The organism is Streptomyces sp. BRA346 (assembly GCF_052851135.1).
In genome coordinates, this window is the sequence record NZ_JAIWIH010000032.1 from 57586 (window position 1) to 79569 (window position 21984).

A 21984-nucleotide genomic window follows, 5' to 3' on the forward strand; every position below is an offset into this window, starting at 1 on the left:
GGATGACAAACATGTGTTGGACCGATGGATCTCCGCTCGGCGATGCTGAGGTCGACGGCGGGGCACGGCAGCCGTAGCGCCCCGTCGTACGCAACCCACCGGCGCCCCGGCGCCCCGACTCCGCGGAGACACCCATGCGCGTGATCGCCTTCGACCACCTCGTCCTGAACGTCGCCGACGTCGAGCGTTCGCTCGCCTTCTACACCGGCCCGCTGGGGCTGGAACCGGTACGGGCGGAGGAGTGGCGCGCGGGCGAGGTGTCCTTCCCATCCGTGCGGGTGAGCCCCACGACCATCATCGACCTCGTCGAGGCGCCCGACGGGACGCGCGACGGGGCCCCCGAGGGGCGGCCGGAGGGCTCCAACGTCGACCACATCTGTCTGGTGGTCGAACCGCTCGACTGGCAGCAGGTCATCGATTCCGGCGTCTTCACGGTGCTGGACGGCCCCGGCGAGCGCTACGGCGCCCGGGGCACCGCGGTCTCCCTCTATGTGCGGGACCCGGACGGCAACACCGTGGAACTGCGCTGGTACCCGCAGGACTCACGCTAGTTCGGGATGCGGTTCCGGCTGCGGCACCGGTGGCACTTTCGGGTCCCACAGCTGGGTGGTCCGTACGTATCCCTGGATCACCGAGGCCATCGCCAGAATGAGGAGCGGCCCGAACACCCATGGATGCCTGGCCATCTCCATCGGCAGATGGCGATACGCCACCAGGAGCGCGGCGAAGACCGTTGTGCCGTAGGCGACCAGCTGGATTCCCGACCGGTCCCAGCCGCGTGCGGACGAACGCAGCGCCGCCTCGATCGTGAGCGCGAACACCACACCGGCAATGAGGTCCACGCCGTAGTGGTAGCCGAATCCCAGGGTGGCGCCGAGCGTGGCAACGAGCCAGAACGTGCCCGCGCATCGCAGAATCCGCGGGCCCTTGCGGGAATGGATGAAGATTGCGGTGGCCCACGCCGTGTGCAGGCTGGGCATGCAGTTGCGGGGGGTGAGGTTGTCGTACAGCACCGGGTGCGGGGGGTTGATCGGCGCCGGTGTGTTCGGCCACAGGGTGGCGATCGCCCAGTGCTCGCCGCCGGTGCCGAAGGCGCCGCCGCCGTAGGCGAAGACCGGTCCGACCACGGGGAAGATCATGTAGATGGCCGGTCCGAGGAGGCCGATGACCAGAAAGGTGCGCACCAGGTGGTGGCTCGGGAAGCGGCGCTCGGTCGCCACGTTGCGCATCTGGTACAGCGTGACGATGACCGCGGCCACCGGTAGCTGGATGTAGACGTAGTCGAGGAGATGGGTCCCGATCGGACCGGTGGCCTTGAGGGCCCGGCCCACCAGCCACGAGGGGTTGCCCAGCGCGTGGTCGGCGACCGCCAGGTACGGGTCGAGCACCGCCGGGCGGGTCTTCGCCGTGATGAGCAGCCAGGTGTCACCGGTCTTGCGCCCGGCCACCAGCAGCAGGCCAAGGCCGACGCCCTTCAGCAGCAGGGCACGCTCCCGGCCCGTGCGGGCGGTGAGGGCGATGACCGCGCAGCCCAGCATCACCCACAGCGCGCCGTTGCCGAAGGGATGACCCTCGGTCACCTTCGCGCCGACCGCCCACCGCACCAGGAAGAAGACGACGTCGATGCCGATCGCGGCACCGGTCGCGATGAACCGTTCCCGCCAGGTGAGCACCACCATCATCAATGCCATACCGGCGTACAGGAGAAATCCCGATTTGGGCGCGATTATCACCTCTTGCACCTGGCTGGTGAGCGGCCCCGGCAGGCCGTAGCGACGTGCGGTGATCTCCAGCCCGATGAGGAATCCGAGGGTCGCCACACCCGCCGTGACCCACAGGATCGCCCGTGGCCCGCGCCACGCGGCGAACGCGTTTTTGTTGTTTATTCGCGAAAACACCCGCGATGCTTTAGGTATCAATTATTCGGCCGATGTGTTCGATGTTGGTTTCCTCTTCGCGCCAGTGGCATGGTTTGGCGGGCGATGAGGGCGCTCTTCATGAGTTCGATCATGTTATCGGAGCGAAGCGGGTGTGTATTCGCTCTATCGTTCGGCGTTGTGAAATCCGCTGCCGATCGCATCATCGACGATCACCTTGTGGTCATCACTGACGCTCCACCTTCGCAGGCGGTTCCGATCTCGGCGGATCTCGGCGGAAGAAATAATGTGCCAAGCGGCCGCTTGCGGTTCAGGCTTCCGTCGGGCTGAGCGCCCGCACCCCCTAACGCCGCGCCGCGGGGCCCGTCTCGATGGCGTTGCGCCGGAAGGCCAGGACCTCGTCGCCTTTCGCGCCGCGTGTGCCGCGGGCCGTCCGCCGGGTGAAGGTGACGGAGACGGTGGAGACGGTCCATCGGGTTCCCCACGTCGCGACGGTGGCGATGCGGCCGGTGACCCGGGGATCGTCGGCGATCTCGGACGGCAGCCGCGTGGTCGGGGTGGGGCAGGCCGCCGCCACCTGCTCCGCCGTGATGAGCCCGGCGTCCCGCAGGTCCGCGCCGTCGAGCCAGGTATCGGTGAGGACGGCGGCGTACAGGGTGGCGCCGGTCAGATCCGCGTCGAGGCAGGCGCGGGTGAGGTCCGCTTCCACGAGGCGGGCTTCGCCGAAGTTCGCACGCTGGATCTGGGCGTCGGTGAGGTTCGCGGCGTCGAGGTGGGCCCCGGTGAGGTCGGTGCGGTCCATCTGGGCACGGGTGAGGTCGGCCTCGTCGAGCCGGGCACCGGTGAGTTTCGCGCGGTTGAGCCAGGTGCCGCTGAGGGAGGCCCGCTCGAGTGTGGCGTACGAGAGGTCCGCGCGGTCGAGCTGCGCGTAGGTGAGGTCGGCGCCCTCCAGCTCGGCGCGGGTGAGATCGGCGCCCTGGAGACAGGTGGCGGTCAGTTTCGCTCCGGCCAGGCGGGCGCCGGTCAGGTCCGTATCGACGAGCCGCGCGCCCGCGAGGTCCGCGCCGTCCAACTCCACGTACGACAGATCGAGTTCGCTCAGGTCGATCGTGTGGTGGGGGAGGGCGCGGTGGCGGGACGCCGGACACCGCCGTCTGCGCCCCCTGTCGGCCGACGCGGCGGTTGCTCGCGGACATCGCCGGGACGATGCCGGGCACGGCGCATGTGGAGATCGACGCGGAGGAGCGGCTGGAGCTGGTCAGGCGGCTGGGCATCCTCCGGACGCCGACCGTGCTGGTCCTCGACCCGGCTGGTCGGGTCGTGAGCCGGGCGTCCGGGCAGCCCCGGCGCGCGGACGTGCTGACAGCCCTCGACCGGGCGTCCTGGGCCTCCGGTTCCTCCTCGTGATCGGGCGTGATCGGGCGTGATCGAGCTGGGTCAGCAGGCGGCCCCGTCCGCCGGTGCGAGCGGTACGTCGAGACGGGCCGCGAGGTCGTCGTAGGTGATGCCGAACGTCTCCAGCACGGTGGCGCCTTCGGGGCCGAGACGGAAGGTCGCGAGGTCGGTGTAGACGCGGTCGACGCATCCCAGCCCGGTCAGCGGGTAACCGCACTCCCGCACCAGTTTGGGCGAGCCGTCCTTCGCGAAGAGCGACATCATCACGAACACTTTCTTGGCGCCGATCGCGAGATCCATCGCGCCCCCGACGGCGGGGATCGCGTCGGGCGCGCCGGTGTGCCAGTTGGCCAGGTCGCCGGCGGCCGAGACCTGGAACGCGCCGAGCACGCAGACGTCGAGGTGGCCGCCGCGCATCATCGCGAAGGAGTCGGCGTGATGGAAGTAGGCCGCGCCCGGCAGCTCGGTGACCGGGATCTTCCCCGCGTTGGTGAGGTCGGGGTCCACCTCGCCCGGCTTGGCCGCGGGGCCCATGTTGAGCAGGCCGTTCTCGGTGTGCAGCACCACCCCCGATCCGTCGGGGAGGTGGTCGGCGACCCGCGTCGGCTGGCCGATGCCCAGGTTGACGTAGGAGCCGTGCGGGATGTCGCGCGCCACGATGGCGGCCATCTCGTCCTTGCCCAGCGGCCCCCGGTCGGGGTTCTCCACAGTCGAGTTGGTCGGGTTCATGCGGCCGCCTCCGTCCGCACGATGCGGTCGACGTAGATGCTCGGGGTCACGACGGTCTCCGGGTCGAGGGCGCCGGTCTCCACGATGTCGCGGACCTGTGCCACGACCGTGGTCGCGGCGGTGGCCATGACCGGTCCGAAGTTGCGGGCGGTCTTGCGGTAGACGAGGTTGCCCATCCGGTCCGCCGTGTGGGCGCCGATCAGGGCGACGTCGCCCTTGATGGGGTACTCGAGCACATAGGTGCGGCCGTCGATCTCGCGGGTCTCCTTGCCCTCGGCGAGGGGCGTACCGACGCCCGTGGGGCAGAAGAACGCGCCGATACCGGCACCGGCCGCGCGCATCCGTTCGGCCAGGGTGCCCTGTGGCACCACTTCGAGCTCGATCCGTCCCTCGCGGTAGAGCCGGTCGAAGACCCAGGAGTCGGACTGGCGGGGGAAGGAGCACACGATCCTGCGCACCCGTCCCTTGTCCAGCAGGGCGGCCAGCCCGGTGTCGCCGTTGCCCGCGTTGTTCGACACCACCGTCAGATCGCCCGCGCCCTGCCGGATGAGCGCGTCGATCAGCTCGACCGGCATGCCCGCCATGCCGAACCCTCCGACCAGCACCGTCGAGCCGTCGCTGATCCCGGCCACGGCCTCATCGGCATCCGTACACACCTGAACGGTCATCGTGTCTGCTCCGCAACGTTCTCCAGGACGACCGCCAGGGCCTGTCCGACACCGATACAGATCGCGGCGACGCCCCACCGCTTCCCCGACGCGCGCAGCCGCGCGGCGAGCGTGCCCAGGATCCGTCCGCCGGAGGCGCCGAGGGGATGGCCGATGGCGATCGCACCGCCCTTGGTGTTCACGATGGCCGGATCGATCTTCCAGGCGTCCACGCAGGCCAGCGACTGAACGGCGAAGGCTTCGTTGAGTTCGACCGCGGACACGTCCGACCAGGAGATCCCCGCCCGCCTCAGGGCCCGTTCGGCGGCCTCGACCGGTGCGAACCCGAACATCTGCGGCTCCAGCGCGGATACCCCGCGGCCCGCTATCCGGGCCAGCGGTGCGAGGCCGATGCGTGACGCCGCCTCCTCCGAGCCGATCAGCACGGCGGACGCGCCGTCGTTGAGGGGCGAGGCGTTTCCGGCGGTGATGACGCCGTCGGGGCGGAACGCCGGCCCCAGACCGGCCAGCTTCTGCGGCGTCGATCCGGGCCGGATGCCCTCGTCGCGGGAGAGTTGGACCTCGCCGTCCAGGACGACGGGCACCACCAGGTCGTCGTAGAAGCCCGCGTTCCAGGCGTCGTCGGCGAGATGGTGTGAGCGGGCGGCGAACTCGTCCTGCCGTTCCCGGTCGATGGCGAACCGCCCCGCCAGTTGCTCGTTCGCCTCGCCCAGGGAGACGGTCCACTCCTTCGGCATGCGCTCGTTGACCAGCCGCCACCCCAGGGTCGTCGACACGGCGGTCACATGACCGGCGGGGAAGGCGCGTGACGGCTTCGGCAGCACCCACGGAGCCCGCGTCATCGACTCCACTCCGCCGGTGAGGACGATGTCGGCGTCACCGCTCTCGACGGCACACGAGCCGATGATCGCCGCGTCCAGCGAGGAGCCGCAGAGGCGGTTGACGGTCGTGGCGGGCACCGAGGTCGGCAGCCCCGCCAGCAGGACCGCCATCCGACCGACGTTACGGTTCTCCTCGCCCGCGCCGTTGGCGTTGCCCCAGACCACGTCGCCGATCAGGGCCGGGTCGAGCGACGGCGCCTTGGCCAGGGCCCCGGAGACGGCGACCGCGGCGAGGTCGTCGGGCCGCACCTCGGCGAGCGCTCCACCGAACCGCCCGAACGGCGTTCTCGCTGCTGTGTAGACGAAGCTGGCAACCATGGACTCAACGTAGGTCCGAGGATTGATCTAATCCAGTATCCAGTTCCGCTGGATTGATCAGTCGGAGAGATAAGCTGAGGTCATGGAACTCCGGCATGTCCGCTACTTCCTCGCTCTGGTCGAGGAATGCCACTTCGGCCGCGCCGCCCAGCGCCTGCACGTGGCCCAGTCGGCGCTCTCCCAGCAGCTCAAACAGCTGGAGCGAGAGCTCGGGACGACGCTCTTCACCCGCTCCACGCGGCGCGTGGAGCTCACCGAGGCAGGCCGCCACCTGGTCACCCACGCACGGTCGATCGTGGAGGAGGTGGAGCGGGCGAAGGACCAGATGGCACTGCTCGCCACCGGCCGGACCGGACGCGTGTCCATCGGCTTCGTCGGAACCGCCACCTACGACGTCCTGCCGCGGATCGCCCGTACGGTGCGGGCACAGCTGCCGGGCGTGTCCTTGGAGCTGCGCGGTGAGCTGCTCAACCCCGAACTGGTCGAAGGACTCCTCCACGGCACCTACGACCTCGCCCTGATGCGCACCGACACCCCGGTGGACGCCGCCGTCGAGGTCACCACCCTCCGTTCCGAACGCCTGGTGGCCGTCCTGCCCACCGGGCATCCGCTGGCGGACCGCCACGAGATCCCCCTCGCGGCCCTCGCCGACGAGCCGATCGTCGTCCATCCGTCGCGCGCCCGTTCCTCCATGCACGGCTTGGTCCTCGCCGCCTGCGCCCGCGCGGGCTTCGAGCCCTCCGCGCTGGTCGAGGTCGGTGAGACCGCGACCCTGGTCGTGTTCGTCGCCGCGGGCCACGGCGTCGCCCTGGTCCCGGAGTCCGTACAGAGCCTCCGCCTCGACGGCGTGACCTACCTGCCGCTCGTCGAGACCGAAACCGTCGACCTGGGGCTGGCACGCCGACCGGACCAGAATTCGGCGGCGACGGAACAGGTCGCGGCGGTCATCGAGGCGTGCGTCAGAAACTGAGCGGCCGGTTGACGACGGTATGGGGCGCGCGTCAGTTGGCTGACGCCAGCAGCGGACGACACACAGCAAAGGCAAGGAGATCGCTCTCCTTGCCACTCTCAAGTTATAGCGCGATGGGGGGCTTGCGGCAAGACCCTGGTCGCGGCGCAGAATCGTCGGCCGAGACCACAACCTGCGGAAATGGGGGGGCACGACGTGCAGTACGTGCGGGATCTTCAAGAGGTGGACGCGACGCAGGTCGCGGTCGTCGGCGGCAAGGGCGCGCATCTGGGAGGGCTGTCGCGGATCGGCGGCATCCGCGTGCCAGGTGGCTTCTGCGTGACGACGGACGCCTTCCGGCGGATCATGGCGGAAGCGCCGTCGATCGACGATCAGCTCGATCAGCTGTCGCGCGTGAACCCGGATGACCGGGAGGCGATCCGCACGCTCAGCGCGCAGATCCGCCGGACCATCCAAGGGATCGCCATCCCGGGCGATCTCGCGAGGGAGATCACCCGCGCGCTTGCCCAACTCGGCGAGCAGGCCGCCTGCGCCGTCCGGTCCAGCGCGACGGCAGAGGACCTGCCGACGGCCTCCTTCGCCGGCCAGCAGGACACGTACCTGAACGTCGTGGGGCCGGAGGCGATCCTCCAGCACGTCAGCCGGTGCTGGGCCTCGCTGTTCACCGAGCGGGCCGTGACCTACCGTCGGCGGAACGGCATCGACCACCGTACGGTCCACATGGCCGTGGTCGTGCAGCAGATGGTCTTCCCGCATGCGGCCGGGATCCTGTTCACGGCCGACCCCGTCACGGGCAACCGGAAAGTCGCCACCGTGGACGCCGGTTTCGGCCTCGGCGAGGCCCTGGTCTCCGGCCTGGTGAACCCGGACGTCTTCACGGTGCGAGACGGCGAAGTCGCCGCCAAGACGATCGCCGCCAAACAGCGCGCCGTTCACGCCCTGCCGACCGGCGGTACGCGGGAAGTGGCGATCGATGCGCAGCGGCAGGAGCAACCGGCACTGACGGATGCGCAGGTCGTGCGGCTCGTACAGCTCGGGCGGCGCATCGAAGCGCACTTCGGCCGCCCGCAGGACATCGAATGGTGCCTGGTCGACGACGGCTTCCAGATCGTTCAGAGTCGGCCGATCACCACGCTGTTCCCCATCCCCGAGACCGGCGACCAGGAGCATCACGTCTACGTCTCCGTCGGCCATCAGCAGATGATGACCGACCCCATGAAGCCCCTGGGGCTCTCCATGTGGCAGCTGACGGCCATGGCGCCGATGCACACGGCCGGCGGCAGGCTGTTCGTCGACGTCACCCGGCGCCTGGCCTCGCCCACGAGCCGCGCCAGCCTCCTGGACCTCATGGGACGAGGCGACCCGCTGGTCAGGGACGCGCTGGAAACCGTCCTCGACCGCGACGACTTCGTCCCGTCGCTCCCGGACGCGGATCCCGGCGGGCCGCGGACCGGCGGCGCCGCGCCCGCCCCGATCGCGACCGATCCGGCCATCGTCACCGGGCTGATCGAGCGCAGCCAGGCGTCCATCGCCGCCCTGGAGCGCGACATCCGCACGAAGACCGGACCGGCGCTGTTCGACTTCCTGCTGGAGGCCTTCGAGGAGCACAAGCGCGTCCTCAGCGATCCGCTGAGCTTTCAGGCGATCATGGCGGGGATGGAGGCCACGTGGTGGCTCAACGACCAGCTGCGGGAGTGGCTGGGCGAGAAGAACGCGGCTGACACGCTCACGCTGTCCGCCCCCGACAACATCACGTCGGAGATGGGACTGGCGCTGCTCGACGTCGCGGACGTGATCCGCCCGCATCCGGAGGTGGTGGCGTTCCTCCGGGGCGTCGAGAACGTCGAGGACGATGCCTTCCTGGACGAGCTGGCGAAGCTCGCGGGCGGGGCCGAAGCACGCGACGCCATCGAGACCTACCTCGACCGGTACGGCATGCGCTGCGTCGGCGAGATCGACATCACGAGGCCCCGTTGGCGCGAACGCCCCACCACGCTCGTGCCCGTGATCCTCGACAACGTCAGGAACTTCGAGCCGGGCGCCGCCGAACGGCGCTTCGAGGAAGGGCGGCAGAAGGCGCAGAAGAAGGAACAGGACGTGCTGTCGCGCTTGCGGGCCCTGCCGGACGGGGACCGGAAAGCCGACGAGGCCAAGCGGATGATCGACCGCGTCCGCACCTTCGTCGGGTACCGGGAGTACCCGAAGTACGGCGTCGTCAGCCGCTACTTCGTCTACAAGCAGGCCCTGCTGGCGGAGGCCGGGCGCCTCGTACAGGCAGGCGTGCTTCCTGAGAAGGAGGACGTCTTCTACCTCACGTTCCAGGAACTCCACGACGTCGTGCGCTCGAACCAGGTGGACGATCGGCTCATCCGGCAGCGCAAGGACGCGTTCCGGTCGTACGAGGCGCTCACCCCGCCCCGGGTGCTCACCTCGGACGGCGAGGCCCTCACCGGGTCGTACCGGCGCGACGACGTGCCGTCCGGCGCCCTGATCGGCCTCCCGGTTTCCGCCGGGACCATCGAGGGGAGGGCCCGCGTCATCCTCGACATGACGGAGGCCGATCTCGAGGCGGGCGACATCCTCGTCACGTCCTTCACGGATCCCAGTTGGTCGCCGCTGTTCGTCGGCATCACGGGCCTGGTGACGGAGGTGGGCGGCCTGATGACCCATGGCGCGGTGATCGCCCGGGAGTACGGCTTGCCCGCCGTCGTAGGAGTGGAGCAGGCCACCCGGCTGATCCGGGACGGGCAGCGGATCCGTGTGCACGGCACCGACGGGTACGTCGAGATCCTGCCGTGACCGATCACACCGAGAAGGCCCATCCGTAGCATCCGGCGAGGCTCATCTGCACGGTGCGGCCGGGGCGTTGCTCAGGCGTGCGGTGCCGTGGCCCGGATACCGGCGAGCACGACGCCGACGATGCGCTCCGCGTCCGTGCGGGTGAACGGGCGCATGCCCCGGTTGACGATGAGGTGCACCGGGCCGGAGATCATCTCGCCGAGGAAGGAGCTGTCGACCGGGGGGAGTTCGCCCCGGTCGACGGCCGTGTCCACCCGCCGCCGCATGGCGGCCACGCGCTGATCGAGGATCTTGGTCAGCGCCTTCACGGTGGCGCTGTGGCGGGCGGGCTGGATGGCCTGTTCGAGCGTCCGGCCGAACGGCGTTTCCAGACCACCGGCCAGGGCCAGCATGAAGTCCACCAGGTCCCGGTGGATGTCGCCGGTGTCGGCGACCGACGCGAGATCCTCGGCGTAGCGCAGCAGGGCTTCGACCACCAGCTCCTCGCGGTCGGGCCAGTTGCGGTAGACGCTCGTCTTGTGCACGCCGGCGAACTCGGCGACCTCCTCGTAGCGGAAGCCCGCGATGCCGTCGCGCGCCACGAGTTCGACGGTCGCGGCGAGGATCTGCGCCCTCACCCGCGCGTTGCGGCCACCGGGGCGCCGTGCGGGCTGCCGGTCAGCGGTCCCGTCGGCCATCGCCGCGCTCACCTCCTGTTTTCTGCTGGGGTGCCGATTGTCGTCAGGTGCGGCGTTGCGGTGCAAGCCGGTCGTCAGTAAGCTCGCTAAAAGCGACAGACTGTTTCTTTAAGTGTTCGGGTTGCCGTGGCAGCGGCCTGCCCGCCGGCCGCACCGCTCCGCGGATTTCGCCTGCCCGACCGGCGAGCGGCGGCCGATCCGATCCGCACGCCCACCTCAGCGAAACCTGGAGCGCACACGTGAAGATCCTTGTCTCCGGAGCCGGCATCGCCGGGCTCGCCTGCGCACGTGAGCTCGGCACCCGGGGCCACGACGTCACCGTCGTCGAGTACGCCCGCCACCTCCGGCTCACCGGCACACCCATCGACATCCGCGGTGATGCCATCGAGACCGCGGACAAGATGGGACTGCTCGCGGAGATCCAGAAGCAACGCATCCGGATGTCCGAGCTCACCCAGTTCGTCGACAGCGACGGCGAGCCGGTGGCCCGGATCCCGATGGCGGAGATCAGCGACTCCGACGACGACATCGAGCTCCTCCGCGAGGACCTCGTGCGCATCCTCGCCGATGCGCTCCCGGACACCGCGGCGACCCGCTTCGGCGACTCGATCGAGACACTGACCGACGGCGACGGAGACGGCGGCAACGACGACGGCGGCGTCGACGTGCGTTTCGCGTCGGGCCGCACCGGGCGGTACGACCTGGTGATCGGTGCCGACGGCCAGCACTCCGCGGTCCGCAGGCTGGTGTTCGGGCCCGAGGAGGACTACCTCCGGCACCTCGGTGTCTACTTGGCCCTCGCCGACCACCCCGGCGAGGCGCGATCCGAGGGCGCCAACTCGATATACAACGTCCCCAGCCGGATGGCGGGCCTCTTCCGGTACAAGGGCAAGGCCGTCGCGGTCTTCCAGTTCCGCTCGGAACCGATCGACTACGACCACCACGACCTGGACGCCCAGAAGAAGATCCTCATCGAGGCCTTCGCGGGCCACCGGTCGTGGCGGATCCCGGAGCTGCTCGATGCGGCCCGCGCCGATCCCGGTTTCTTCCTCACCTCCGCGAGCCAGATCCATATGCCCTCCTGGCACCGTGGCCGCGTCGCCCTCGTCGGGGACGCCGGGTACAGCCCGGCCTTCCTGTCCGGCCGGGGCACCTCACTCGCGCTCACCGGTGCCCGTTTTCTCGCCGAAGAACTTCAGCGGTGCGGCCATGACCACACCGCCGCGTTCGCCCGGTACGAGGCCCGGCAGCGCCCGTACGTCACCTTCGCCCAGGACCGTGTCCACAGCGGTCGCGACCGCATGCTGCCGACCACCTGGGCCGCCATTGCCGCCCGTAACAAGGCGCTGCAAGCCCCCGGCACCGCTCCGGGACCCGACCCTCGATGTGCTGGAGAGAAGGCACAGTGAAAGACACGCTGGAAAAGCCCGCCCCGGGCGCCCGAGAGCACCGCTGGAGCAAGCGGCTCATCCTCTGGGCGGCCGTCCTCACCCTCGCCAACGTCCTGGCCGATGTGGTCATCGGCTCGCCCATGATGGTCCTGCCCCAGTTACTGGAGCATTTCGACACCGACCAGGCCGCGTGGCTGAACGCGAGCGCGATGCTGGCCGGAGCCATCTGGTCGCCGCTGCTCGCGAAGAGCTCCGACATCTTCGGCAAGCGCCGGATACTCATCGGCACCCTGTTCCTCGCCTGCGCGGGAGCGCTGGTCTGCCTCGTCGCCCCCAACGTCTGGATTTTCCTGGCGGGGCGCTTCCTCCAGGGCGCCGCCTTCGCCGCGGTCTTCATCACGGTGGCCCTCGCACGCCAGATCTGCACCCCGGGGGTGGCGATGGCCCTGGTCGGGCTCGTGACGTCGGGCTCGTCGCTCGTCGGAATCATCGAGCCGTTCCTGATGCAGCCGGTCATCGATGTGTTCGGCTACCGGAGCGTGTTCATCGTGGCGGCGCTGCTCGCCGCCGCGGCCGCGCTCTGCGTGCGTTCCTTCATCCCGGAGTCGCCGGTCCGCAAGCCCGGCCGGATCGACGTGGGCGGGGCGCTCCTGCTCGGCGGCGGTCTCGGCGCGGTGCTCGGCTACGCCAGCCTCGGGAGTGACCTCGGATGGCTGTCCGGGGGCATGATCGCGCTGCTGGCCGCCGGTGTCGCCGCGTTGACCGGTTGGGCGTTCCGCGCGCTGCGGGGCGACGAACCCATCATCGACATCCGGGCCCTCAGCCGCCCGATCCTGCTGACGCTGCTGGCCCTGGTACTGGCGGCAGGCTCTTTCCGGAGCATGCTGCAACTGACGGGCATCATCGCCCAGGTGCCCCCCGACCTCGGGCTCGGTTACGGGCTGGGCGACGGAGAGGCGGTCGCGGTGCTGCTCGCCACGCCCAATGTCGGCATCGTCATCGGCGGCACGTGCGCCGGATGGATCGCGGGGCGGTTCGGTCCCGCACTGCCCCTCCTCGGCGGCATCGCCGTCGGGGCCGTGGCGACCTTCGCGATGCTGGCGGGCGTATCGGTGCTCCCGTTGGCGATCGCCTGCGGCGCCCTGCTCGGCATGGCCGCCGGCGCGATCGGCGCCTCCGGCTACAACCTGGCGACCAGTCTGGAAGCGCCCGAGCGGCAGGGCACGGTCGCCGGTCTGGTGTCGGTCGTGCTCGCACTCGGCTCGGTCGTCTTCAACATCGCCGGGGGCGAGGTGCTCAAAGCGACCCTTGTTCCCGAGACCTTTGCCGACGGCGCCCCGGTGAGCTCGGCGACCGGCGTGTACCTCTACGTCGCGATGGCGGGGGTGCTCTTCGTCCTCGCCGCGGTGCCCGCGCTCATGCTGGCCCGCAACCGGCCCGCCGCGCCGACCCTGCCCGGGACACCGCGGCGTCCGGCTTCGCCCGCGGTCCGACGGTAGCCCGGCCTGTTGGCCCCTTACCCGCGGGGTAATCGACCGTCCGCGCGGGCGACGGCAAGGTGAGGGCCATCGGGTTCCGGAGTCGGTGCACTCCGGCTCCGGGCCCGGTCTTGACCAACGCCCCTTCCCTTGACGGAGGTTGATCGCCATGTCCGCAACGCACCTGGGCGGTACCGCACCCGCCGATGCCCACGCCGCCCGCGTCTGGCTGCGCCGCTTCCTGGCCCTCGACGCCGCCGTCACCGGTGCCAACGGCCTTGCCTACCTGGCCGCTTCCGGGCCCTTCGGCGGCCTGCTCGGCGTCGACCGGGTGCTGCTCGTCTGTGCGGGAGCGTTCCTGCTGGTGTACGCGGCGGGCGTCGGCTTCCTCGCGTCCCGGGAGCACCCGCCGGTCCTCGCGGTGCGGGGCGTCGTGGAGGCGAACCTGGCGTGGGCGGTGCTCAGCATCGCGGCGCTCGCGCTGTGGCTGTCGCCGTCCACCGCCGGGGCCGTGTGGATCCCGCTCCAGGCCGCCGTGGTCGCGGGCTTCGCGGCGCTCCAGTACGGCGCGCTGCGAGCCTCCCGCGTACGCGGCTGAGCTACCTCACCCGCGGCGCCGCCCGGCTCGACCTGGATCAGTGGGGATCGGAGAACAGCGCGTCGAGTTCCGGGAAGGCCATGCCTTCGGCGAGGGAGTCGTCGCCACCGGTGCCGAAGAGTTCCTGCGCGGCGCGGCGCGCGGCACCGTAGGCGGCTTGCGCCACGCCCGAGCCGAGACTGACGCGAGCCACGCCGAGGGCGCCGCGCTCGGCAACGGTCGGGGAGCCGGGGCCGGCCATGCCGTTCAGCGGTACGGCGATGTCTGTGGCCAACGCCGCGATGGTGGCGGTGTCGGTGACGCCGGGAACGAAGATGCCGTCCGCGCCCGCGTCGAGGTACATGTGCGTCCGGGCCAGGGTCTCCTTCAGCCGGATGTCCGGGTCACCGAGCCCCAACAGGCAGTCCTCCCGAGCCTGGGTGATGTCGTCGTGGGAGCGGCTGCGACGCGATTCGCGGGAGAAGCCGAGCCGCACATCAGGTGGCGGCGCTCGCGGCAGTGCCGGACGGACTCAGCCGTCGCAACGTACGGCCCTTCACCTGCCCGAACGGATGCCGCGACGGCCGGTGACTCGCCGTTCGCGGGTGGTGGCAGCGTTCCCATTGACGCCCCATCACGACGAACGTGTGACCATGCGATTGCCAGGTAACGATCGGCTCGCACATAGGAACGATTCAACCATCGGGGTTGTTCGCGGCCGGGCCAGGAGCCAGCCGCCGGCACGCGTGGGACGGAAGCCGTAGCCCACGGTCGCATCCTCCATTGAGGCACCGCGGTACCCCAAGTACAAAGGTGGCCCCGAGGGCCGACGGCTTCTGCTCCGCGAGGAGGGCGTCCTGGCCTTTGGCCGTTAGTGATCAAGACTTCGGGGCTGGCTCGCCTTCGGCGAAAGTGCAGGTCAACGCGTACGTCCGCGCGGTTTCAGGGGGACCGGAGGGAGTTCGGGGGCGGGGAGCGGAGGGCCGTCGTAGCCGTGGACCTCGCCGAAGCGGCGGCCCGAAGCCCAGTCCTCTCGGGCCTGGGTGATGTCGTCGTGGGAGCGCCCGATGAAGTTCCACCACATCACGATCTTCTCCTCGAACGGCTCGCCGCCCAGCAGCATGAACGCGCTGTCCACATCCGCCCGCAGGGGAAGCTCGCTGCGGCCGCAGCCCAGGTAGAGGAGTGAGCCGGGGGCCAGGCGGACGCCGTCGACCTCGGCTTCGCCGGACATGGTGAGGGCGGCGTACTCGTAGTCGGGGCGCACCGGCAGGCGGGTGTCGGTGCCTGCCGCCAGGGTGATGTCGGCGCCCATCAGGGGAGTGAAGGTGGTGCCGGGCGAGGCGGCGCCGTCGAGGTCGCCGAGGATGACGGTGGCGCGCAGGCCTCCGCCGCCGGTGATCCGCGGGAGGTCGGCGTGGTGCTCCCAGGTGGGGGCCGTGTGGCGGTCGCTGTCGGGGAGGGCCACCCATAGCTGGGCGCCGTGCAGGAGCGGGGCGTGGGTGCGGGGGGACTCCTCGGAGTGCGCTATGGCCCGGCCCGAGGTCATCAGCCCCAACTCGCCGGGGCGCAGGGTCTGGAGGCTGCCGAGGCTGTCGCGGTGCAGCACCTCGCCGTCGTGCAGCCAGCTCACCGTCTGGAGGCCCATGTGGGGGTGCGGGGGGATCTGCATGCCCGGCTCGTCGGCGATGTCATCCGGGCCGTAGTGATCGACGAAGCACCATGCGCCGATCATGCGGCGGCCCAGGTTCGGCAGCAGACGGCGCACCACGGTGGATTCGCCCAGCGGGACCTGCTTGGAGGCCAGCAGCTCGCGCACCGGCCGCGCGGTGACGTCGGCGCGGCCGCCGCATACGGTCGCCGTGGGCCGCAGATCGAGATTGCTCATGGACGAACTCTCCCATCGGAGGAGGACTTCCGCTCGCCCCTGTGGATAACGGGGTACGTGGCGACCGCCCAGGCAACCAGCGCGGCACCCAGCAGCCAGCCGCCGAGGATGTCGGTGGGCCAGTGGACGCCCAGGTACAGCCGGGTGAATCCGACGCCGAGCACGGAGACGGCGGCCACGGCGGTGGCCAGGCGTTGCCACAGGGCGGGTGCGGCGTGCAGCTTCAGCATCCACAGCAGCAGTCCGAAGGTGACGGTCGCGGTGAGGGCATGGCCGGAGGGGAAGGCCGCGTAGTGCGCCGAGTCCACCGGGTTCGCCCAGTGGGGGCGGGGGCGGTCGAGGAGTGCCTTCACGCCCTGCTGGAGGGCGGTACCGGCGGCGGCCGTGACGACGACCCACAGGGCGGGCGTCCGCTCACGGCGCAGCAGCAGCCAGAGGACGATCACGGCCGTCAGGGCGCGCATCGTCCACGGGTCCCAGATCCAGTCCGTCAGCACTCTGTTGGTCTGGGTCAAGCCGGGGTGGTCGAGCGCGATGCGGTGCAGCGGGACGACACCGTCCCGGTCCGCGCCCGTCAGCGGCCCCCAGCGGGCGGCGACGAGGGCGAGCAGCACGACGAAGAGGACGCTGAGCACCGCGGCGATGCGGACGGTGTGCGGGGGGCGGGTCTGCGGCTGCATGGGTCGATGATCGCCGACGCCGGGTGCGCGGGGCCAGCACGCAGGTGGGAGCCGTCCCGCGGGTGAGAGCGGCGCTCCAGCCCGGCACCGGCGGCGCTCCAGCCCGGTACCGGCAAGACTCCAGCCCGGCACCAGCAGCGCTCAGCCCAGCACCCGCAGCGCCGGGACCAGGGTCACCAGCAGGGGGACGACCGGGACCAGCGCGGCCGCGGCGGTGAGTTGCAGACGGCGTACGGGGGAGAAGCGCGCCGCGGGGGCCAGGAGCCGGTCCACCCGCTGCGGGACCTGCGCGAGTCCGCTGGGGCAGGGTCCGAACACCCCCCGGTCCTCGTTGAGTTCCACGAGCGCCAGCGCGGTCGTCGTCCGCCCGAACCGCCGTGACGCGGAGTCGTCGGCGGCCAGCTCGACCAGCCGGTGCACCTCGTCCTGGAACGCCGCGAACACCGGCACCTGCGGAAAGCCTCCGGCCAGCGCACCGGCGCAGTGCAGCAGCCAGTGGTGGCGGGCGCGCGCGTGGCCCTGCTCGTGGGCGATCACGGCGTCCAGCCGTCGCCCCTTGAGGCGGCGCAGGGCCGCGGTCGTGATGACGAGCTGGGGCGTGGTGCCCGGCAGCCACCAGGCGTCGGGCTTGTCGCCCTCCAGGACCACGAGCCGCTCCCCGGCGGGCTCCTCGCCGGGCAACACGGGGGAGCGGACGAGGAGTTCGGCGCGGTGCTGCCTGCGCCAGGCGCGGGCGCGGCCGATCTCGCGGCTGAGCATCAGTGCCGACCATACGGCGCCGAAGGCCAGCGCGAGGGCGACGGGCGCCGCCCAGGGACCGTAGCCGGACAGCGCGTACGCCTCCACGACGCCGTTGGGCGCGGGCGCGAAGACGTTCCCGCGGATGGCCTCCGAGGCCGCTGCGGCGGTGAGTGCCATGGTGAGCGCGCAGCACAGCAGCACTCCTACGACGACGCATTGCCATACCCACAATGCGAGTACGGGTTCGCGGTCGACCCATGTGGAACGGGACATCAGGCGCGGCGCCGTTGCCGCCACCAGTGCGCCGAGGCCCATCAGCGCGAGCGGGACCATCATGGCCGTCACCCTATGGTCGGGGCGGTCGGCCCGGGTATGTCCGCGCGGGCGAAGTGACGTACGCCACGGTTTGCCGGGGCGGGGTCACCCGGTGTGCCCGACGGGCGGGCACCGCCACCCGGCGTACGCCCCGGCGGGCGTGCTCGGAGCGTCAGGCGCGGTCAGAGCGTCAGCAGCATCGCGAACATCCCTATCGCCATCGTGAGCCTGCACGCATGCCGCAGTTCGGGCCGCCGCGACCAGCCGACGGACGGCGCGCCCGCGGCCGCCACCGCGCCGTCCGTCATCGGCAGCAGCCGCAGCCCGGACCGGACCGCGTAGACGGCGAAGTAGGCGAGGAGCGCGCCGGTGAGCACCGGTATGCCGCTCGCCGCCGCGTCCGACGCCATGTCACCGCCGGCCGTCATGTGCCCGCCCGCCGCCATGGAGGCGTCATGACCGTGGCCGCCCGGGGTGCCCGCCATCATCGCCAACGCCATGTACGCCATGGCCGACGCCCCTATGGCGTGGTGCAGATGGTGGTGCCCCACCGCCCGTACGGCCGCCACGCCGAACACCGCCGCGAAGGCGGACGGGCCCCACGGCCGGGGGTCCAGGACGGCGGACGGCACCGCCATCGCCGCCATCCCCCACCCCATGAGCGCCTCGGCGCGCGCGCTCCGGCGGTCCGGTCCTGGCGGCTCGCCGCGCATCTGGAGCAGGCAGTACGTGCCGGTGGCGGCGCACAGCGCGACCAGCAGCCAGCCGATCAGCGGCGGTCCGTGCACGGCACACCTCCCGGTCCGGAACGCCGCGGATGTCTGCGGACGTATGCCGGGAGGTTGCCCGGGCGCGGACCGGGCTACGGGAGCGCACGGGCGCAGTGGGGGAGCGCGCGGATGCCCACCGAGAGGGTCAGTTGTGCTCGGAGATGAGCACGGCCCGCGTCGACGGTTCGAGCGCCTCGAAGACGTGGGGCAGATCGGCCGGATAGGAGACGTAGTCACCGGGGCGCAACTCGACCGGGTCGTCGGCGAGGCCGACCCGGGCCCGGCCCGAGGCCAGGACGATGTGCTCCACCACGCCGGGCATATGGGGATCGGAGGCGCGCGCCGCACCGGGCTCGGCGCTGAGACGGTAGATGTCCCGGCGCGCGCCGGGCGGGCCCGCGGAGAGCATGGCGGCCTGGTAGTCGGCCTGCGCTGAGGCGAGCGTCACGCCCTCGTCGGCCCTGATCACGTGGACGCGGGGGCGCGGCGGGTCGAGGAGCCGCGAGGGCGGCACGTCCAGGGTGACGCACAGCGCCCACAGGGTCTCCAGGCTCGGGTTCCCGCTGCCGGACTCCAGCTGGGAGAGCGTGGACTTCGCGACTCCGGCGCGCCGGGCCACCTCGGTGAGCGACAGCCCCGCCCGCCCGCGCTCGCGTCGCAGTACGGCCGCGATCGAGTCCATCGGGACCTTGCCCGAAGCGGCCGAGGCTGCCGCAGCGGCCGAAGTCGTCGAGGCCGCCGAAGCCGCTGCCGGTACTTCCTGTGCCATCCGTTCGCTCCAGACGTCATGTGTTCGGTTTGACGAACGCGCTCCCCTGTGTTCATTATATGCGTCATGCATTCGATATGGAGAACGCTCGATCGTGTGCTGCTGCGGGACATCGCGCTCGTCTGCCTCGCCGTCGGTGTCACCAGCCTGTCGTACGGGGCGATCGCCGTCGCGTCCGGTCTCCCGCTGTGGGTTCCGGCGGCGTTGAGCGTGCTGGTGCTCGCCGGTGCCTCGGAGTTCCTGTTCGTCGGGCTCATCGCCGCTGGCGGCAGTCCCGTCGCGGCGGTGCTGGCCGGGCTCGTCGTCAACGCCCGCCACCTGCCGTTCGGGCTGGCCCTGCCCGCTGTCCTCGGACGCGGCCGCCGGCGCCTCCTCGGCAGCCATCTGATGAACGACGAGAGCGTCGTCTTCGCGCTCGCCCAGGACGGCATCGCGCGGCAGCGCGCCGCCTACTGGGCCTGCGGCCTGGGCATTCTCCTGTGCTGGCCGCTGGGCGCGGTGGCCGGGGGACTGATCGGCACGGTCATCGACGACACCGATCTGTTCGGGCTCGACGCGATGTTCCCGGCCATCCTGCTGGCCCTGGTCCTGCCCGCGCTGCGCGACCGGGACAAGCGGCTGGCGGTCCCGGCAGGCGTCGCCATCGCCCTGGCCACCACCCCCTTCCTGCCCGCCGGGGTGCCCGTCCTGCTCGCCCTGGCCGGGGTGGCGCTCGCCGCCGTACCGCACAGGACGAACGACCCCGAGAAGGAGCGCCCGTGCCCGGTTCCCTGACGCTGGCCGCCGCGATCCTCGCACTCGCGGCCGGTACGTTCGCCCTCCGGTTCGCCGGGCCGCTGCTGCGCAGCCGGATCACGCTTCCGGCGCGGGCGGAGAAGCTGATGGAGACCTCCGCCATCGTCCTGCTGGCCGCCGTCGCGGCGACGACGGCGCTCACCGAGGGCCACGGCCCCGCGGGGATCGCCCGCCCCGCCGGGGTCGTGGTGGCCGGGGTGCTGGCCTGGCGCAAGGCGCCGTTCCTGGTGGTCGTCCTGGCCGCGGCCGTCACCGCCGCCGGGCTGCGCCTGCTCGGCGTGGCCTGACCGGTCCCGCCACCGCAGGGCGTGGCGCTGGAGCTAGGGGGTGTCCGCAAAGTCGCGTCGGATCAGCCCGCGGCGTCAGGGGGCACCTCCCAGCGGTAGCTGGGGGCGCGTGCGATCGCAAGGCGGAGGGTCACCTCCCAGCGGTAGCTGGGGGAGCGTGCCAGGCGTCGCGGGCCCGACGGGACTTTGCGGACACCCCCTAGATCCCCGGCCGGTAGCGCATCGGGTGGTCCTCGGGGACCTCCACGATCGCGATGCGGACGCCATCTGGGTCGGCGATCCACATCTCGACCAGCCCCCACGGCTCCTTCTTCGGCGGCCGCAGGATCTCCACGTCCCGGGCCGCCAGCTCCTCGTGGGCCGCCTCGGCGTCCGCGACCTGGAGCCACAGCTGGAGTCCGGGCGCGGGCGGGGTCTCGGAGCGGCCGGAGACCTCCAGGAAGCCACCGCCCAGGAAGTAGACCGTGCCGCGCTCGGGGCCGGTCCCGAACTCGCGGGAGATCGCCAGGCCCAGCGCCTCGCCGTAGAAGGCCCGCGAACGGTCGGGGTCCGTCGGCCGCAGCAGTGTGCGGCTGCTCAGTACGTGCACCATGACCGCGACCCTACGCACCCCGCCCCGGACGGGACGGGGTTAGGGTCTTGTTCTCGTCATCCGCCGGTTCCGGCCGCGCAGGGAGAGGACTACCGCCGCCATGCACACCCCCGCCACGAACACCGCCGCGCTCACCTACCGCGGGGCCACCGAGGCCGACGTCGGCGCGCTGGTCGCGCTGATCGAGTCGGCGTACCGCGGGGACGCCAGCCGGACCGGCTGGACGACGGAGGCGGACATCCTGGGCGGGCAGCGCACCGATCCCGAGGGCGTGACCGACGTCGTACGGAGTGCGGACGGCCGGATGATGGTCGTCGAGCGGGACGGCGAGCTGATCGCCTGCTGCCAGCTGGAGCGCCGCGGCGAACACGCCTACTTCGGCATGTTCGCCGTGCGGCCGGGCCTCCAGGGCGGCGGGCTCGGGAAGGCGGTCCTCGCCGAGGCCGAGCGGTTCGCGGTGACCGAGTGGGCGGTCCGGGAGATGCACATGACGGTGATCACCGCCCGCGAGGAGCTGATCGCCTGGTACGAGCGGCGCGGCTACGCCCGTACGGGACGGATGACCCCGTTCCCGTACGGCGACGAACGCTTCGGCGTGCCGCGCCGTCCCGACCTCGCGTTCGAGCTGCTGGTCAAGCCGCTGGGCTGACCTCACATCCGCGGGCTCACGCCGTGTAGCGCACCGCCCGGCGGATCTCGGGGAAGTCGGTCGTGCCGCCGTCGAGGCCGAGCCCGCGGGCCAGCTTCAGGTGGTCCGGGGTGTTCACCGTCCAGCCGATGACCTTGAGATCGGCGGCGTGGGCGCGCTCCACCAGCTCCAGGGTCAGCCGGCGGATGTTGAGCACCAGCATCCCGGCGCCGACGGCGTGCGCCCGGTCGATGGCGTCGAGCCCGTAGCGGCTGGCCACCAGGGCGGTGCGGGCACTGGGCAGCAGGGTGCGGATCTCGGCGAGGGCCTCGTCGTGGAAGGAGATCACGTCGACCCGGCCGAGCAGATCGCGGCCGGTCAGCACCTCGGCCAGGGCCCGCGCGGCGGCCACGTCCTTGATCTCGGCCTGGAGCGGTGCCTTCACCGCGTCCACGACGTCCTCGAAGACCGGGATCCGCTCGCCGTCCCCGGCGTCCAGTTCGCGCAGCTCGGCGAGGGTGAAGTCGCTGATGGGGCCCTTGCCGTCGGTCGTGCGGTCGACCTCGGCGTCGTGCATCACGACGAGTGCGCCGTCCTTGCTGAGGTGCAGGTCCAGTTCGATGACGTCCAGGCCCTCGTGCTCGGCCCGGACGAAGGAGCGCAGGGTGTTCTCCGGTTCGACGCCCATCACTCCGCGGTGTCCGATGGTGAGAAAGGTCAACGTGATCTCGCTCTTCTGTCGGGCTTTTCGTCGCTCTT

Annotated in this window: 24 protein-coding genes and 1 pseudogene; 11 read left to right on the top strand and 14 right to left on the bottom strand. The window is 71.3% G+C overall.

All coding sequences use genetic code 11. The annotated features are described in order from the left end of the window. Window positions 1–134 precede the first annotated feature (134 nt). Window positions 135–551 (top strand): VOC family protein, encoded by a 417-nt coding sequence (locus LCH29_RS31565; RefSeq protein WP_446465110.1) that lies wholly within the window; start codon window positions 135–137, stop codon window positions 549–551. Here the strand turns inward: LCH29_RS31565 and LCH29_RS31570 are convergent. Further along, entirely contained in the window at window positions 543–1898 is a 1356-nt protein-coding gene (locus LCH29_RS31570) for a phosphatase PAP2 family protein (RefSeq protein ID WP_446465111.1), read from the bottom strand. The two genes, LCH29_RS31565 and LCH29_RS31570, sit on opposite strands and share 9 nt — an antisense overlap. Between LCH29_RS31570 and LCH29_RS31575 the strand changes: the two genes are divergently transcribed. Beyond that, the gene (locus tag LCH29_RS31575) at window positions 1828–1986 is read left to right on the top strand and encodes a hypothetical protein (RefSeq protein ID WP_446465137.1); all 159 of its coding nucleotides are present in this window, start codon (window positions 1828–1830) and stop codon (window positions 1984–1986) included. The genes LCH29_RS31570 and LCH29_RS31575 overlap by 71 nt on opposite strands. Window positions 1987–2220: 234 nt before the next feature. On the opposite strand, the gene LCH29_RS31580 is transcribed toward LCH29_RS31575, so the two are convergent. Then, complete coding sequence (locus tag LCH29_RS31580; RefSeq protein WP_446465112.1) at window positions 2221–2955, bottom strand: pentapeptide repeat-containing protein; 735 nt, start codon at window positions 2953–2955, stop codon at window positions 2221–2223. Between the two features lie 68 nt (window positions 2956–3023). Between LCH29_RS31580 and LCH29_RS31585 the strand changes: the two are divergent. Beyond that, window positions 3024–3284 (top strand): annotated as a pseudogene (locus LCH29_RS31585) (TlpA family protein disulfide reductase); the annotation flags it as partial. A 30-nt stretch (window positions 3285–3314) separates the two neighbouring features. On the opposite strand, the gene LCH29_RS31590 reads toward LCH29_RS31585, so the two are convergent. From LCH29_RS31590 to LCH29_RS31600, 3 genes are read right to left on the bottom strand one after another with little or no spacing between them, the layout of a single operon-like run. Beyond that, the gene (locus tag LCH29_RS31590; protein WP_446465113.1) at window positions 3315–4001 is read right to left on the bottom strand and encodes a 3-oxoacid CoA-transferase subunit B; all 687 of its coding nucleotides are present in this window, start codon (window positions 3999–4001) and stop codon (window positions 3315–3317) included. Next, window positions 3998–4669: a 3-oxoacid CoA-transferase subunit A gene (locus LCH29_RS31595; RefSeq protein WP_123108746.1), complete on the bottom strand. Its 672-nt coding sequence runs from the start codon at window positions 4667–4669 to the stop codon at window positions 3998–4000. Before LCH29_RS31595 ends, LCH29_RS31590 begins: the two co-directional genes overlap by 4 nt. Then, window positions 4666–5868, bottom strand: coding sequence for a thiolase family protein (locus LCH29_RS31600; protein WP_446465114.1), 1203 nt, complete (start codon window positions 5866–5868; stop codon window positions 4666–4668). Before LCH29_RS31600 ends, LCH29_RS31595 begins: the two co-directional genes overlap by 4 nt. Before the next feature lie 82 nt (window positions 5869–5950). Here LCH29_RS31600 and LCH29_RS31605 point away from each other — a divergent pair, with 82 nt between their 5' ends. Continuing rightward, window positions 5951–6838, top strand: a complete 888-nt coding sequence (locus LCH29_RS31605; RefSeq protein ID WP_446465115.1) for a LysR family transcriptional regulator — start codon at window positions 5951–5953, stop codon at window positions 6836–6838. A gap of 180 nt (window positions 6839–7018) precedes the next feature. Continuing rightward, window positions 7019–9637: a rifamycin-inactivating phosphotransferase gene (gene rph, locus LCH29_RS31610; RefSeq protein WP_446465116.1), complete on the top strand. Its 2619-nt coding sequence runs from the start codon at window positions 7019–7021 to the stop codon at window positions 9635–9637. A 71-nt stretch (window positions 9638–9708) separates the two neighbouring features. Here the strand turns inward: rph and LCH29_RS31615 are convergent, their stop codons facing one another. Continuing rightward, window positions 9709–10314: a TetR/AcrR family transcriptional regulator gene (locus LCH29_RS31615; protein ID WP_446465117.1), complete on the bottom strand. Its 606-nt coding sequence runs from the start codon at window positions 10312–10314 to the stop codon at window positions 9709–9711. 239 nt (window positions 10315–10553) lie between these two features. On the opposite strand from LCH29_RS31615, the gene LCH29_RS31620 reads away from it, so the two are divergent. From LCH29_RS31620 to LCH29_RS31630, 3 genes are all read left to right on the top strand, one after another. Then, entirely contained in the window at window positions 10554–11723 is a 1170-nt protein-coding gene (locus LCH29_RS31620) for an FAD-dependent monooxygenase (protein ID WP_446465118.1), read from the top strand. After that, window positions 11720–13204, top strand: a complete 1485-nt coding sequence (locus LCH29_RS31625; RefSeq protein ID WP_446465119.1) for an MFS transporter — start codon at window positions 11720–11722, stop codon at window positions 13202–13204. Before LCH29_RS31620 ends, LCH29_RS31625 begins: the two co-directional genes overlap by 4 nt. A gap of 148 nt (window positions 13205–13352) precedes the next feature. Continuing rightward, the gene (locus LCH29_RS31630) at window positions 13353–13781 is read left to right on the top strand and encodes a hypothetical protein (RefSeq protein ID WP_446465120.1); all 429 of its coding nucleotides are present in this window, start codon (window positions 13353–13355) and stop codon (window positions 13779–13781) included. Window positions 13782–13818: 37 nt separating this feature from the next. Here the strand turns inward: LCH29_RS31630 and LCH29_RS31635 are convergent, their stop codons facing one another. The 6 genes from LCH29_RS31635 to LCH29_RS31660 all read right to left on the bottom strand — a co-directional run bounded on the left by LCH29_RS31635 (window position 13819) and on the right by LCH29_RS31660 (window position 18836). Next, entirely contained in the window at window positions 13819–14256 is a 438-nt protein-coding gene (locus LCH29_RS31635) for an isocitrate lyase/phosphoenolpyruvate mutase family protein (protein ID WP_446465121.1), read from the bottom strand. A 423-nt stretch (window positions 14257–14679) separates the two neighbouring features. After that, a complete protein-coding gene (locus LCH29_RS31640; protein WP_446465122.1) occupies window positions 14680–15648 on the bottom strand; it encodes a pirin family protein in 969 nt (322 codons plus the stop codon). Further along, window positions 15645–16328 (bottom strand): phosphatase PAP2 family protein, encoded by a 684-nt coding sequence (locus LCH29_RS31645; RefSeq protein WP_446465123.1) that lies wholly within the window; start codon window positions 16326–16328, stop codon window positions 15645–15647. The genes LCH29_RS31640 and LCH29_RS31645 overlap by 4 nt, the downstream gene beginning before the upstream one ends. A gap of 141 nt (window positions 16329–16469) precedes the next feature. After that, a complete protein-coding gene (locus LCH29_RS31650; protein ID WP_446465124.1) occupies window positions 16470–17405 on the bottom strand; it encodes a M56 family metallopeptidase in 936 nt (311 codons plus the stop codon). Window positions 17406–17566: 161 nt separating this feature from the next. Next, the gene (locus tag LCH29_RS31655) at window positions 17567–18172 is read right to left on the bottom strand and encodes a DUF5134 domain-containing protein (protein WP_446465125.1); all 606 of its coding nucleotides are present in this window, start codon (window positions 18170–18172) and stop codon (window positions 17567–17569) included. Between the two features lie 127 nt (window positions 18173–18299). Next, the gene (locus LCH29_RS31660; protein WP_446465126.1) at window positions 18300–18836 is read right to left on the bottom strand and encodes a helix-turn-helix domain-containing protein; all 537 of its coding nucleotides are present in this window, start codon (window positions 18834–18836) and stop codon (window positions 18300–18302) included. Between the two features lie 153 nt (window positions 18837–18989). Between LCH29_RS31660 and LCH29_RS31665 the strand changes: the two genes are divergently transcribed. After that, window positions 18990–19697 (top strand): AzlC family ABC transporter permease, encoded by a 708-nt coding sequence (locus tag LCH29_RS31665; protein WP_446465127.1) that lies wholly within the window; start codon window positions 18990–18992, stop codon window positions 19695–19697. Continuing rightward, window positions 19682–20005, top strand: a complete 324-nt coding sequence (locus LCH29_RS31670; RefSeq protein ID WP_446465128.1) for an AzlD domain-containing protein — start codon at window positions 19682–19684, stop codon at window positions 20003–20005. The genes LCH29_RS31665 and LCH29_RS31670 overlap by 16 nt, the downstream gene beginning before the upstream one ends. Window positions 20006–20204: 199 nt before the next feature. Here LCH29_RS31670 and LCH29_RS31675 read toward each other — a convergent pair whose 3' ends face one another. Further along, complete coding sequence (locus tag LCH29_RS31675; protein WP_446465129.1) at window positions 20205–20597, bottom strand: VOC family protein; 393 nt, start codon at window positions 20595–20597, stop codon at window positions 20205–20207. 100 nt (window positions 20598–20697) lie between these two features. On the opposite strand from LCH29_RS31675, the gene LCH29_RS31680 reads away from it, so the two are divergent. Continuing rightward, the gene (locus LCH29_RS31680; RefSeq protein ID WP_446465130.1) at window positions 20698–21246 is read left to right on the top strand and encodes a GNAT family N-acetyltransferase; all 549 of its coding nucleotides are present in this window, start codon (window positions 20698–20700) and stop codon (window positions 21244–21246) included. A 16-nt stretch (window positions 21247–21262) separates the two neighbouring features. On the opposite strand, the gene LCH29_RS31685 is transcribed toward LCH29_RS31680, so the two are convergent. Further along, on the bottom strand, window positions 21263–21946 hold the full coding sequence (locus LCH29_RS31685) for a glycerophosphodiester phosphodiesterase (protein ID WP_123108797.1): 684 nt from the start codon (window positions 21944–21946) through the stop codon (window positions 21263–21265). Between the last annotated feature and the right edge of the window lie 38 nt (window positions 21947–21984).